This is a genomic window from Roseivivax sp. THAF30, from assembly GCF_009363575.1.
Classification (GTDB): domain Bacteria; phylum Pseudomonadota; class Alphaproteobacteria; order Rhodobacterales; family Rhodobacteraceae; genus Roseivivax; species Roseivivax halotolerans.
This window is the reverse complement of sequence record NZ_CP045389.1, coordinates 556,872-569,521: the sequence shown is the minus strand read 5'-3', so window position 1 is coordinate 569,521 and position 12,650 is coordinate 556,872. Positions and strand designations below refer to the sequence as shown.

The window sequence follows — 12,650 nt, the reverse complement described above, 5'->3', positions numbered from 1 at the left end:
TCACGCATGTGGCGTGACGGTGAACTGGATATCGTTCGAATGCGGTCGGACGGAATGCAGCCGAAGCTGCTATCTCGGAAGATGAGGAAGATCATGGCTGGCGGCTCCGATGAGTGGACTGCGCCGGCCTCACAGACGATGCGAGAGTCAGGCGCCGGTTCGGCGGGTCCCTATGATTACTCGCTTCATGTCGTGTTCCTTTCGCTTCGCCACACCGATATGTAGCCTCAAGAAATTCTTGCAACCATGGGTCAGGAAAATTCTCAAATAATTTGTGAAGAGTGCCTTGATCCAGTTCTCGAGATTTGACGAGCTCAGCAGCAAGATGCTCAACGAGAGTCCAACTACGCTCGAGTATCTCGCGAGCCTTCTGATCCGCCTCGCGCAGATGTTGATCCACCCATTCACGATCGTCTTTGTACAGAAACTCGCCTGACTTTTCGACCGGCTGCCATGCGAACCGGCCCGGCGCAAGACCGAACTGCCGTTTCATCTGCAGCACGAGGCGCGTCGCTGCCGCGAGATCACTGTCAGGTCCGATCCCTGAACCTGCGGTTCTCGCTCCAAGAAATATTTCCTCGGCAGCACCTCCCGCCATCGATGTCACGATGCGTGACCGAAGAAGCGCTTCGGTCAACCCGGCATTCGTATGCCAATCGACCGCTCCACCATGACCTTGAACAAACACGGATTGCGGGTATCCAAGTCCGGAAATGACCCCGACAACCGCATGCCCGGCCTCGTGGATCGCCACAAGGTATTCGTTGGCGTCGTCGCGCTTCGGGCGGGTGAATTGAACCACATCCTGCAGATCCTGCGCTGTTACCAATTTCCCCGAGCCGTCCACGCGATGGCGTTGTCGTGCGACGCCGCGCGCTCGGCGTGCGAGGGTAGCGGCATCCGCCCCTGAACACCCGTTCAGACGACGCAGATTCGATCTCACCTCTGGGTCTTCTGCCACCCCTGGCGCGAGGTGATCGCCGATGCCCGCTAGCACGATTTCAGTCAATCCGGCCAAATCCGGTAGCTCCATGCGAACCTTGACATCAAACCGCCCGCTTCGGGCGATAGCCGGATCAATGTCATCGAGATTATTCGTCGTTCCGATGAGGATAACGCCCTCGTAACCTTGTATGTTGGTCAGAGACTCAAGTTGCGCGTTCACCAGGAGCCGCATGTAGCCATTATCCGTCCCGCGATCCCGATCCATGAGCGAGTCAAGCTCGTCCATGAGGAGGATCGAAGGCGCGCTTTCTCTGGCGGTCTTAACAGCCTCCGCTGCCGCCTTCAGGGTATCGCTAAGCGGTCCCTTCGATTGACACCGGCCGATCGAGCCATCGATGAGCGGGACTCCAAGCTCGTTCGAAAGGGCAGTCGCCGCCATCGACTTTCCAGCACCCGGTGGCCCGTAGAACAGAATAGAGGTTTCGATCTCCGACCAGGCAATTTCACCCTCCTGCCAATCACGGAGGTCGGCTACGATCCGCCACAGCTCCCGGCTTGCGGCAGCTTGGCCCTTCAGGTCTGCAAGCTTTGGGCCGCGCGCCTCGTAGGGTATCTCTTGTGTGGTGTCGTCCTCAGAATGAAATTCTTCGCCTATCCCGAGCGCGACTTGCTCGGCGAGACACTCAACAACAGCAAAGGTCGTGGGCATCGCGAATGCCGCAAACAAGATAGCGGGCGGAAGAGCCGCGAGTTCGCTATCTGTCGGAAGACGGTCCCGAAGGGCGTCCCTGGCGATGCCACCCGTGGTGCTGTGAGTCAATTTCAGCAGGTCAAGAATATCATCTCCTGTGAAAGGCTTTATCGTCGCCTCGCAGGATGTGATCGCATTGATGCGTTCGGGGATCCTGACGTTGTTGTCCAGGAGACCGATAACGGGTTGGCCTTGAGCAAGATCATGCATGATGTCGCTCGTCATCGCGTGTGCGGCAGAGAGTCTTTCCTCTTCTTCGCTCGCGGCTTTGAGTTTTGCTCCGTACCGGTGGTCGCCCTCGAGAACCCTTCTATGGGACGTGTTTAGCCACCCGTATCGATGTATCGCTGGCGGCCGCTCATCGATGATTAAGTCTTCGCATGCGACAGACAGCATCCATTTCAGGTGCGAGACCGATCTCGATATGCTTCGTTCGCTGAAGCCTGTATCGAGCCCGCCACTCAGTCCGAAAGGGAAACGGAGCAATACGGTCGACCCGCGACCGGCCAGTCGAGACAGGACGGTATACGCGTCGGTGGATGGCGCTTGGAGCACATCCCTGATCGCGTGCCCCACACTCCAGGCAGTAAGCATACTTTTTGTCGCGCTCGCTTCTAGGATTGCTTCGTCATGCTTCCCATCGAAACCAAAGCCCACCGCGTATGGGTCGAGACGCGCTGCGATCATGTCTTCGATCTCATCTGCCGACAGAGACTCTGACAGTGGCGTCGCGAGCGGTCTCTCTCCTGTCTTCCCACGCCAGTGTGTCGGAGGCGGCGACTTGAGACCGTGCGAACCTTCACAGCCAAGATGTGCGCAAATGGCAAGTTGTCTCGGTAAATCCTCGATGAGCGCGTAGAGGTCGTCTGGACTAACAGAGGGCTTTACGCTTACAGGTAGATTTATCTTCATCTGGCATTCTCCAGTCACGACCACGGCAAGTCATTCCAGGCGTAGGCAAGTGAGATTTCCTGCCGAAAGGCCGAACGTGTCGGCTTCCGCAGATGCTTTAGCGAACCGAATTGAGTTCAGCTATCGAGCGACCAGATGTCTCTCAGCCGCACCACGAGGGCCCAGCAGCGTGCCAGGTCGGATGCCATGTTCGAGCGTGTGCTGGCAGACATCGCAGCCTGAAATTCCGCTTCGATAGAAAAGATCGCATCATCCATAATTTCCGGCGAAGGCGCCCGAAGGGCCCGTCTGGCATGCATTGCCGTTTTGCAATAACCAAGTTGTTCATGTGGAACGGACTGCCGTTTGCCGATGACTTCCTCTGCCAGTTCCGAGGAAAGTGACCACGCCACCTGTGATCGGTCTGATAGACTACGGAGCGCGGGGTCCCCACACACCTTTGCGGGGCAGTTCACGTCTTCCTCGGCGAGAGTCTCGAGCTGCTCCAGGAATATCCAGAACAGACTTCCAATTTCGAAGTCTGACGGAGGTTCGTGGACTTTGGGCTTCGGAAGATATGGGACGAACGGGTATTCACTCGTGGTAGAGAGCGCGCTAGATGCAGGGCATGGCATCGATGATCTCCTGAGGTCAGTGATGTCGAGAACCGGTGCGGAGGTACCATCTCGGCACCGGTTCGCTCAAAACGTGTACCCTTCATCGCTACTCAAAATTTACTCGTAAAATCAAGAAGCTCGGCACCTCCCTAGCGAGCCAAGAAGGCCTCGCGTTTTTCGCAAATGGCCCTTGGATCGCGATCGCCCTTTAAATCATGGGCTATAGCGAGTTTGTGCTGTTTTTTCTGGGGAGATTAAGCAATGTGACAATTGAGATTGTAAAGTTTTTCGCAAATAAGTGGCGATTCGTCTTTTCACTTTGGTCGTAATTATTCGCTCCACTTCGGCGAATCAGTCGAGGAAATCGATCGACAGGATTCGATGTGCGAAAGAAACATCCCGCGGATATCCTGGGCGTGTCCCTTGTCATGATCAGCGTGGCTGTTCACGAACCCGCGCAGATGCCCATCCCGGCAGCGAAGGATGACTGAAGCGGGTTGTTCGCCGCATCACGACTAGTGGGCAGTGGGCTCAACCCAGCGGTTAGCCGCATGGTCTTCAACGGACTGCTCAGCGGGACGGACCTGGCTTTCGCTGCGCTATGCCCGAAGGGCCGCTTCTATGAGCGATGGAGACTGAACCTACCCTTCCACAGCAGCCGAGGCCACACACCTTTTCCGAGATGGCACGCGGCGCTGGCAGGTCCGGACTTGTTCAGAATTTTATGATAGACTACGTCCAACCGGCCGCGTCAGCGTTGGGCAACGGCTTCATCGCCCCTAACGCGGGCGGCAAGGACGTGTTCGTCCATATTTTTTGCACGTTGAGGCGTCCTGGGTGAGCGACAACCAGAAGGTCAGCTACGACATCAAGTCGGACCGTGACGGCCGCGAGTCGGCGGAGAACCTCCAGCTCGCCTGAGCCCGCGCTCGACGGCGCGTTCGGCGCGGGCCTTCCGCCGCGCGCCGGACAGGACAGGATAAGACACGATGCCAGACACCAATCGCTACGCCTGCGCATCCACCGGTCAAGTGATCAACATCACCGATGTCGATCCCTCCGCGCGGTATGCGCTCGGTCCCTATACCTGCCTTGCATGCGACCATGTGATGGTGCCGGCCCTTGGTCGAACCAGGCGGCACCACTTCAAGCACAAGGCCGGTCGCCCGGCCTCGTGCCTCAACGAGACATACCTTCACCAGCTCGCGAAAATGACGCTCTTCGCGGCCTTGTCAGATGCAATCCGCCTCGGCCGACCGTACAACCTAGTCCAGAACAGGAAGAGCGTCTGCGACCGCTACGCGGATCAGTTCGGATTGATCTGCACGAGGCAAAGCATGCCGGCGCCACGGGATCTGGCGGCAAGATACGATCGTGTCGCGCTCGAGGCGGGGATCGACGGCTACGCGGCGGACATCCTTCTGTCCTCGAGCCGAACCGCGGAGGCGATGCTCCTCGAGATCGCCGTGACCCACCCCTGCGACGAGGAGAAAATCTCGAGCGGACTCGAGATCATCGAGATCACGGTCAGAGGCGAGGACGAGATCGAGGCTCTGGCGCAAGGCCTCGACGCCGTGTCGGGGCGCGTGCAGCACCACAACCCGGCGCAACTCGATCCTGTCGAGAAATGCTGCACCGAGCCGTGCAGCGCGACGGGCCTTGCCTTGCTCCTCTACAGGAATGGAAAACCCTGGTATGCGGAGCCCGACCTCGCGGCGCACGAGGAGATCACGGCGGATCCGCAGCTCGAGACGAGCACGATGGTCGACCCGAGGATCTCTTACGAACAGCGCAGATGGTCCGAGATCCGCGATCCCTTGAAGGCGTTCATGATCGCCCAGGCCTTCGAGCACGGACGTCACGTCCGGTCCTGCATGCTTTGCTGGAACAACGGCGGTCGGGTCAATGACCACGACATCTATTGCGACGCGAAGGATCGCAAGGTCTGGATGTCGTCGAGCGCGGTGGGATGCCCCTCCTACTGGCCGGCCGAGACGGCGGACGAGGCAGAGCGCCTGTTCGACAGCAAGGTGCGGTGAGACCGCCTTCCCCTCGGCCGGGGCGCTCAAACGGCATCTCGGCCCGATCGAGGCCGCCGCGCCGGCCTAGCTTCCCGAAATCATTGCCCCAGACATGAGGCCCACGACGATCGCGGCGCCGAGGAATGCGAGGACCTGTTTCGCCCAGAAGAAGAACGACCTGCCTCGATAGACCCACGTCGTGCTATCGTATGTGTAGGCATTGTCCTTGCGGGTCAGGGCATGATCCACGGAGAAATATCCGCAGACATACTGAAGGTAATCGCTGAGCACGCTCAGGCAGGCTACCAGCCCGGCGGCGTTCAGCAGGGCTTCGTGCCGGGTGATTATCCCGGTCGCAATTGCACTGTCGGACCCGTGTATTGTGAATACGAGGGCAATGATTCCGAACGCGATGAAACGCGTCGTCTCCCCGATCCGTCCGCTCGTCTCACGCTTGTCGCCAAGGCGTTGCTGGCGTTGTTCGAATGCCTTTTCAGTATCGTCGGTCATGCGTCACTCCAGGGAGGGACCGGGATCGTCGGTGTCGTCCGGACCCGTTCCCGGGATGATGACCGAGTCGACCGCGTAAATCACGCCATTGGATGTCGGGATGGCGTCGGAGACAATCCTGGCGCCCCCGACCGTCACGGTGCCATCATTCTCGATCTCGAGGCTCGATCCCTGCAAGGTCGAAACTGTCATGCCGTCCCGCAGGTCATCGACGTCCAGCCGTCTGGGCACGATGTGGTAGGTGAGGATCGACGCGAGCTGATCGGCGTCGTCGTCCATCATAAGCGCATCGAGAGTGCCGTTTGGAAGTGCGGCGAAGGCTTCATCTGTCGGGGCAAAGACCGTGAACGGACCTTCGCCCGACAGCGTGTCGACGAGACCCGCCTGCTGGACCGCGGCGACGAGGGTGGTGAGATCCTCGGAGTTCACGGCATTCTCGACGATGGTGCGGTCGGCGAACATCTCGGCGCCGCCGACCATGGGATTGTCCTGCGCGAGCGCCGGGGGCGTCAGGATGATCGCGGCAATCGCGATTATGGAAAGGGCTTTCATCGAAAATGACCGCTTCAGAAACACGTCCATTACGGTCGTCAGCTTAGCGGTTGTCCCGATTGAGTCCAGATCGTCGCGCTGTCAGCAATCAGGGTGACGTATCGACAGGCGTTTCGTCCGGCTCTGGGGTTTCCAGAGCGCGCTTCAGGCGGCCCTCGTCTATCTCAGACAGGACGCCACGGAGCGATGCGGCCCGTGCCTCTACAGCGCTCGCCATCGCGGGCGATGTAGAGGCGCGCGGCGGCCTCGGTGAACGCGGTTATGTCGAGCGCCTCGCTCCTCTGGCTGTCGGCCCATTCTGCCACCATGAGCTGGCGCGCCTTCCGTCTGGCCCAGGCGTCCGCGCAAGGCCGTCCGCTTGAACCTGTGCGACGGTCGGGGCCCCTACGAGTTTCTGCTAAACGAGGCTTGCCCTGCACCCCGCGGGCCGGCCATGGGGATCTCGCGACAGGATCCGCTGGTAGGTACGGCGGCGATGCGCCCAGTCCTCCGCAGAGAACCCGTCGGAGCTGTCGGTGCCGCTCCAGTGGGAAGAAACAGTTGCCCCGGGCAAAAAGCGCATATCCGGGAACCAGTCCTCGTGCTCGGTGAAGCTCATCATGATGGCATGATCGCCGTCGTCGCAGATGACGACTTCGAAGATCATGTCGACCTCGGGGTCGCGGGTGTTCGAGCGCGAGATCTCGCGCACGCGCTCCTCGACATCGCACCCGGCGCAAACAAGTGGTTTTCGCCGGCATCCGCGCCAAAGTGAATGGCCCGGTCGTGCCGTTCGTGCCGGTCGGTGGCGATCCGGGCGACGGCCCGGGGCCAGCAGGTGGGTGACTATTTGTCGGCGACACGGGGGACCGTCTCGCAAACACTAAAGGCGTTGCATCGCAAAGGCCTGATCCGTGAACGCCGGTCGGAGACCGATAAACGGTCGTTCTCCTATGAGCCTACGCCGGAAGGGATCGCACTGGTTTCCGTCGGTGACGGATTGAGCAAGGCGCTGTCTCAGCTCTCTGCTGAGGACGCGGAAAATTTTGCCGATCAGCTGACCCATTTGATCTCGGGACTGCTGCAGGAACGCGACGGCCGATCCTTCGGTGTTTGCCGCACCTGCTTTCACCACGAGGCGCGTGGAAAAACCGGATTCTGCACTCTGCTACGGGTGGAGCTTGGCGAAGAAGAACGGGATCAGCTCTGCCACGAACATAAAGAGGCGAAGGCAGCATAAACTTGTTGGCTGTCTGGGATAAGCTTTTGAGCGAAAGCGGACGTCCATCAGTAACGCAGCATCGGTGAGAGTGGGCTCCTGCCGACCGTTCGTCGCGCTTTGCCTGAATGACCGGAGCGCTGACAAAGCGGGCTTTCTTTCGCTCCAGAAACATCATCGAGTGTCGCAGGAAAGTCTTTAGACAACGGGTGGCTAGGTCATCTCTGACGGCCGCTTCAACTTGCCGGGAACCCGGAAAACGACGAGATATCTCGGGAGGCTGCTGCCCTCGGGGATGTACGAATCGACCCAAACGCACTCGATCAGGCTCGGAGGCGGACCTGGCCGATCTGCCAGCTCGAGAATTCCGAGCATCCCGAGCTTCGGTCCCGTCGCCTGATATGCGACGGCTTGCGCTCTATAGCTACGGGCCACGCTCTCGTCGACGACTCCGTGGTGTCGCTTGAGTTCGACGACGAATTGAATCTCGCCGAAGTCGATATAAAGATCCGCCCGTCCGGTCGCGATACCGGGAACCTCCGGGGAGATCCCGACCGCGGGCATGTTTCCACGGAGCCATTCTCGCAAGTCCCGCTGCAGATCGTTCTCTACGGCATCGGTGCTTCGTAGATATCTCCCCCGCTCCCCCAATTGAGCCATATCCGCATTCTGTCGATCCTCGCAAAAGACGACGATCTGCTGGAGCAGTTCATCGAAAGCGTAACGGACTTTCCTACGATAATCCTCTGCGTCCGCCAAAGTCTCAGCGACCTCACGGCAGATGCGCTGCACGTCGGGACGCATCCTTCCCCGACTACCCTTCGTCCGATCGGCAAGGGCACCTTCCAACCGAGATGCCATCTCCTCGGGAACCTGGCTCAGAAGTCCGTGATCTTGGAGGACGGCGCCGAGCTCAGGATATGCACCGTCCCCCTCATCTAGTCGCGCAGGAAAACTCTCCTCCACCCGCTGCGCAAGCCGGTCTCGCAGCGTCGCTGCGATCGGTCGCTCAGCGGGTGCCCAGTTCTCGGTTGCGAGGAGATCATCCAGGTGTGCCGCGAGGCCTTGGTGGCGGATGAATGCCGCCTCGATCCGTGGGGCAAAGAGTACATGGAGGCCGGTTCCAATCGCCACCGTTCGTTCGGCATCGTAGACTGCCAGAACTTGCTCCATCACCAAACTGGCATTCAGCCAGCTCTCGCGGCGGATACTGTCGTCAACCGATTGCAGCAGGCGTAATAGCGACCACCACTCGACCTCACGGTCCACGCGTGGCCTCAGCCAGCCCGGTGTCTCGCCGATCCCCAACTGGTCATGTCGCTCGGCGAGCAAACGGCCGAGGTCCTCGATCTGAGCACTCAGATCTTCGGTCGAGCCGGCTGCGAAGGACGAGACGATGTCGATGACCGCGATATACATCGCTGCATCGAGGCGCTGTTCGTCGCGTCGTACGACGCCTCTGAACAAGGCGCGGGCGTCCTTCATGCGCGTGCCGACCTCGGCGCGACTATCGGCGTTCAAAGCATCGGCAAAGGCGATCATAGCGAGTTCGAAAGCCGCCTCGTCTGCCGCCTCGTCGTTCGCCTGCAGTCGGATCAGCACGTCTCGAAGGTCGCGATCTGCCCATTGGTGCCACGCGATACCGACGATACGCGCTGCGTGCTGCGAGAAGAGGCCGTTGTCATCGGCTCTCAGACCGTCGATTAGGAGCAGCGTTCTGAGCTTCGCGCGACGATCCTCAAGGCCAAGGCGAAACAGGGTTTCGAGTGCGTAGGCTGCCGTCAACGCGTCCGCACCGTCTCGTCGTTCCTCGATCCGATCTGCCAAGACACTCTCGAGCGTCCGGCGCATTGCCTCCGTTAGGCCTTGATACTCCAAGAGCGCATTCGCTGCATCCCGGAAGACGACTGGCTTATCGGCCGTGCGGAAGCCCTCCGCGAGGAGATCGACCAACGCGGCCTGTTCCTCGCACCCACCGCGGCCGACGCTCTCGATGAGCACGTCCAGGAAAGGGCTACCGATGATGGCGTCGCGGTCGGCCAGGACTCCTGCGACGCCGCCTAGATCATCAAGGGACGGGATCGTGCCGACCGTGACGCTGTGCTCTAATGCGGCACAAGCGCTCACGCCAGCTGCCCTCCTCGGCGTCTACCAGACATAGTCTTCGCCATGCGCGATGCGGCAATGCTCCTCGCCCAGCACGCCAGCGATCTCGTCCGCATCTGTCCCGGCGACGATCACCTGTAGGTCTCCCATCTCCTCGGCGATCTTCTTCAGTTCCCCAAGAAGCGCTTCGAGATTTACCTTGGTGACTTCCTCCTTGCCAGGCGAGTCGATGATTAGGAGACCTGGATGGCGACCTATCCCGAATCTTCTTCCGACCCGTAGGAGCGCAATAACTGTAGCGAGGCGAAGCCTCAAACGCTCGCCCGCCGTCACCTGAGAGAAGCTTGTCTTCGCGCCTCCCTTCCAGATTATCAGGCTCGCGTTGCTACGCAGGTCCACTGCTTCGAGCGCCTCGATGCCCAGCTGTCGACTGAGGGGAAGGATTTCGTCGTTCAGGGCCTCCAGAATGCCTGTCCTTCCAGCGTTGTAAGCCTTCGCCGTTTCCTTCTCGGCTACTGCGATCAGCGTTTCATCCGGATCAGCTTCGATGTCGCGGGGAGCAGCGCTCCGCTCCTTCAGCGCACCTTCCAACCGAGCCAACTCGAGCTCCGCGTTGCGCTTGGCCGCGAAATCCGCCCTTTTCACGAGCTCATTTAGGTTCTGCTGTGCTTCTGTCAGATCGTTTGAGGCACCTTTGGCAGCGGCACTTGCCGCAGCGCGATCCGCCTCGGCACGGTCGCCAGCCGACTTCGACGCGGCCGCTCGTTTCTCGGCGGCCTCCAGCTCCTCGCTCAAATCCTCGAAGCGGTCCTCCGGGATCGGTTCTGCACAGATCGAGCACGATAGATCGGCGACTTCCGCTTTGATCCGCGCACTTGCGACCTTGGTCTCGCATCGCGGGCAGCATTCAGGATTCAAGCCGTTGAAGAACTGCGTGGCAACGATCGTTTCCCGCAAGTTTCTAACGGAACGTTCGTCCTCTACCGCGACCGCCTGCACACGGTCGGCATCAGCCTCGGCCTTTGCAGCGCGAGCCTGCAACTCGGACATCTTACGTGTGGCCGATGCGACTGCCGTTCCCGCTTGCTCAAGCGCTTCGGCCGTCGTCGTCTCCATCGGCAGCGCGGCAAGGGCCGCACGCGCGGCGGTGATCTCCGCCTCAAGACGCGTTTGGGCCGCTTCGGCTTCCGCCTTGAAACTGCGCGCCGCCCGATCTGCCTTCGAACGCTTCTGCTCAATCTCCTTCTTCGCCGTCGTGACGAAAGTTTTGGTGCTGGCCCAGGGAATCCCGACATACATCTGCAGCATACGCGCCGGGAGGCCTGCCATCTGCGTATCTCCGAGGAGCACCTTATGCTCCCCTCCGAGATAGAAGACGTTTGAGAGGGCAAGCCATCCGTGCTCGATGACCTCCCTGTCGTAATCTCCGCCCTGCATCGCGGGCAGGATATCAAGATCGAGACTTCCCATCATGAAATGCGACATCGCAAGAGCAAAGCCCTCGTCCGACGTGAAGCTCTCTCGCGGGTGGTATGCGCCATCCGCCGCACGCCGGTCGAGCCGACCTTGGGGTACACCGTCGACCAAATCGAACACGATCCGGTGGTGCTCGTTACCGACTGCGAACTCTAACGCGACCTTCGACAACCAGCCGCGGACGTCGTCCTGCAGGTTTTTCGGGACACCTCTCAGGCACCACAAGATGACCTCCAACACGGTCGACTTGCCGCGAAGATTGCGATTGCTGGTAATGGCCCAAATGCCCGGACCCAGCCCGGCCCATTCGAAGTCGATCGGTCCTCTCGTCTCACCCTTTTTCTCCCCCGAGAATGCAAGGCGCTCGATGACGAAGGATGGTGCAGGCCGCGCGGCGCGGTCCGGCACAATTCCCCATCCTCGGAGCCGCTTCTCGGCCTGGTCTGGAGTTAAGTCCGTCTTGGCTGCGATCGTCTCAAGCCAGCTCTGGCTCATTCTCCATCCTCACCTTCTAGGTCTCCCAACCTCTTTAAGACACGGGCCGCGATCGATTGTATCGGCTGCGACAGGTCTGTTTCGGCGTATTCTTTCTGAAGATACTGGCGGCCCTTCAGCGCCGCCCCGCCCTGCCCACCGGCGACCACCGCGACGAGCGCCGCGCGATCTCTGTACCATGCGAGTTCCGGCGCGGCGGCCGCGAGCGTCTCCATCGCTTCGCGGCCCCGTCCCGTCAGTAGATAGATATGACGCCCGATCTTTCCTGGCTGTCCGACCCGCCTGATCCGGATCAGATCTGCAGCCCGCAGGATCGATAAAGCGTCGTCCAGCGGCTCAAAGGCTCCGAAATGGTAACGGATCATGGGGAGGTGACGCAGGTCCGGCTCGCGATCATCGAAGATGCGCCTTGCTATCGTAAGGAAAGCCTTGGAGGCGCCCGCTTCATGGAGGTTCAGCAGCTCGTTCGCGAGATAGTCAGGGTACCGCATCCAGAAATCGAGCGCCTGAAGTCTGGCTTGCCCCTCTAGAACACCGACGACGTCCTCGTCCCATTGTCCGGGCTTCGGAACTTCGGCGCCTGCGACGAGGCAGGCTAGAAGCCTGATGGCGCTCTGACGATCTGAGGATTTCGTATATGGTTTCAGTGACTTCTCCCCCTACGGAAACTTGCCGCATCAACAGAGAATATTCAAAGACGTTTTTTACTCGGCGCCAAACCCAAAAATTTCCAACTGCGTGCGGATCTCCGTACGCGCGCTGACGTTCGACCCGGCTATCTGGCTGGCTACTCGGGCCGGATCATGCAGCGCCAGGTGCGCCGTATGATCGCGGGAAGCGAGCTGCACCGGGCTTGGCTGCCAGGGCACATGGGCGTTTTCGAGCAGAACGGCGTTCGCTAGGCCTAGCAAATCCCTATCGGATCGGAGAGCCATAAGGCGCATGGCCCATCCCGCGCGAGCGCGGGACCGCGCCCTAGTCGTCCCTTCGGTCCTCCCCGAGCCTGCCCGTTCCGCTCTCCCTGCGGCCCAGGTGCGCCGGCGCCCGTCTCGTCCCGAGCCGCGCGCCGTCGCGGCCGCATGGTCGCC

The 12,650-nt window shown here is 60.4% G+C and carries 10 protein-coding genes and 1 pseudogene; 3 read left to right on the top strand and 8 right to left on the bottom strand.

What is annotated here, in order from left to right:
• Window positions 1-91: 91 nt before the first annotated feature.
• On the bottom strand, window positions 92-2,383 hold the full coding sequence (locus FIU91_RS02685) for an AAA family ATPase (protein ID WP_172974909.1): 2,292 nt from the start codon (window positions 2,381-2,383) through the stop codon (window positions 92-94).
• Between the two features lie 1,545 nt (window positions 2,384-3,928).
• On the opposite strand from FIU91_RS02685, the pseudogene FIU91_RS19615 reads away from it, so the two are divergent.
• Together FIU91_RS19615 and FIU91_RS02675 are read left to right on the top strand one after the other, a co-directional pair.
• A pseudogene (locus tag FIU91_RS19615) lies at window positions 3,929-4,125 on the top strand (cold-shock protein).
• Window positions 4,126-4,193: 68 nt separating this feature from the next.
• Complete coding sequence (locus FIU91_RS02675) at window positions 4,194-5,243, top strand: hypothetical protein (protein ID WP_152461317.1); 1,050 nt, start codon at window positions 4,194-4,196, stop codon at window positions 5,241-5,243.
• A gap of 66 nt (window positions 5,244-5,309) precedes the next feature.
• Here FIU91_RS02675 and FIU91_RS02670 read toward each other — a convergent pair whose 3' ends face one another.
• The 4 genes from FIU91_RS02670 to FIU91_RS02660 all read right to left on the bottom strand — a co-directional run bounded on the left by FIU91_RS02670 (window position 5,310) and on the right by FIU91_RS02660 (window position 6,978).
• Entirely contained in the window at window positions 5,310-5,735 is a 426-nt protein-coding gene (locus FIU91_RS02670; protein ID WP_152461316.1) for a hypothetical protein, read from the bottom strand.
• A 3-nt stretch (window positions 5,736-5,738) separates the two neighbouring features.
• Entirely contained in the window at window positions 5,739-6,287 is a 549-nt protein-coding gene (locus FIU91_RS02665; protein ID WP_152461315.1) for a fasciclin domain-containing protein, read from the bottom strand.
• A gap of 164 nt (window positions 6,288-6,451) precedes the next feature.
• Window positions 6,452-6,595 (bottom strand): hypothetical protein, encoded by a 144-nt coding sequence (locus FIU91_RS19300; protein ID WP_172974908.1) that lies wholly within the window; start codon window positions 6,593-6,595, stop codon window positions 6,452-6,454.
• A gap of 89 nt (window positions 6,596-6,684) precedes the next feature.
• On the bottom strand, window positions 6,685-6,978 hold the full coding sequence (locus FIU91_RS02660) for a hypothetical protein (RefSeq protein WP_152461314.1): 294 nt from the start codon (window positions 6,976-6,978) through the stop codon (window positions 6,685-6,687).
• Window positions 6,979-7,104: 126 nt separating this feature from the next.
• Here FIU91_RS02660 and FIU91_RS02655 point away from each other — a divergent pair, with 126 nt between their 5' ends.
• Window positions 7,105-7,506, top strand: coding sequence for a MarR family winged helix-turn-helix transcriptional regulator (locus FIU91_RS02655; RefSeq protein ID WP_172974907.1), 402 nt, complete (start codon window positions 7,105-7,107; stop codon window positions 7,504-7,506).
• Window positions 7,507-7,698: 192 nt separating this feature from the next.
• On the opposite strand, the gene FIU91_RS02650 is transcribed toward FIU91_RS02655, so the two are convergent.
• The 3 genes from FIU91_RS02650 to FIU91_RS02640 are packed head-to-tail and all read right to left on the bottom strand — an operon-like array spanning window position 7,699 to window position 12,053.
• Window positions 7,699-9,612, bottom strand: coding sequence for a hypothetical protein (locus FIU91_RS02650; RefSeq protein ID WP_152461312.1), 1,914 nt, complete (start codon window positions 9,610-9,612; stop codon window positions 7,699-7,701).
• A gap of 21 nt (window positions 9,613-9,633) precedes the next feature.
• Window positions 9,634-11,562: a hypothetical protein gene (locus tag FIU91_RS02645; protein WP_152461311.1), complete on the bottom strand. Its 1,929-nt coding sequence runs from the start codon at window positions 11,560-11,562 to the stop codon at window positions 9,634-9,636.
• A complete protein-coding gene (locus tag FIU91_RS02640; protein WP_152461310.1) occupies window positions 11,559-12,053 on the bottom strand; it encodes a hypothetical protein in 495 nt (164 codons plus the stop codon). Before FIU91_RS02640 ends, FIU91_RS02645 begins: the two co-directional genes overlap by 4 nt.
• Window positions 12,054-12,650 lie beyond the last annotated feature (597 nt).

Bases quoted from the DNA above. Each gene is read 5' to 3' on its own strand.
- FIU91_RS02670 (WP_152461316.1), bottom strand. From the start codon at position 5,735: ATGACCGACGATACTGAAAAGGCATTCGAACAACGCCAGCAACGCCTT.
- FIU91_RS19300 (WP_172974908.1), bottom strand. From the start codon at position 6,595: ATGGTGGCAGAATGGGCCGACAGCCAGAGGAGCGAGGCGCTCGACATA.
- FIU91_RS02645 (WP_152461311.1), bottom strand. From the start codon at position 11,562: ATGAGCCAGAGCTGGCTTGAGACGATCGCAGCCAAGACGGACTTAACT.
- FIU91_RS02675 (WP_152461317.1), top strand. From the start codon at position 4,194: ATGCCAGACACCAATCGCTACGCCTGCGCATCCACCGGTCAAGTGATC.
- FIU91_RS02665 (WP_152461315.1), bottom strand. From the start codon at position 6,287: ATGAAAGCCCTTTCCATAATCGCGATTGCCGCGATCATCCTGACGCCC.
- FIU91_RS02640 (WP_152461310.1), bottom strand. From the start codon at position 12,053: ATGCGGTACCCTGACTATCTCGCGAACGAGCTGCTGAACCTCCATGAA.
- FIU91_RS02685 (WP_172974909.1), bottom strand. From the start codon at position 2,383: ATGATCGCAGCGCGTCTCGACCCATACGCGGTGGGCTTTGGTTTCGAT.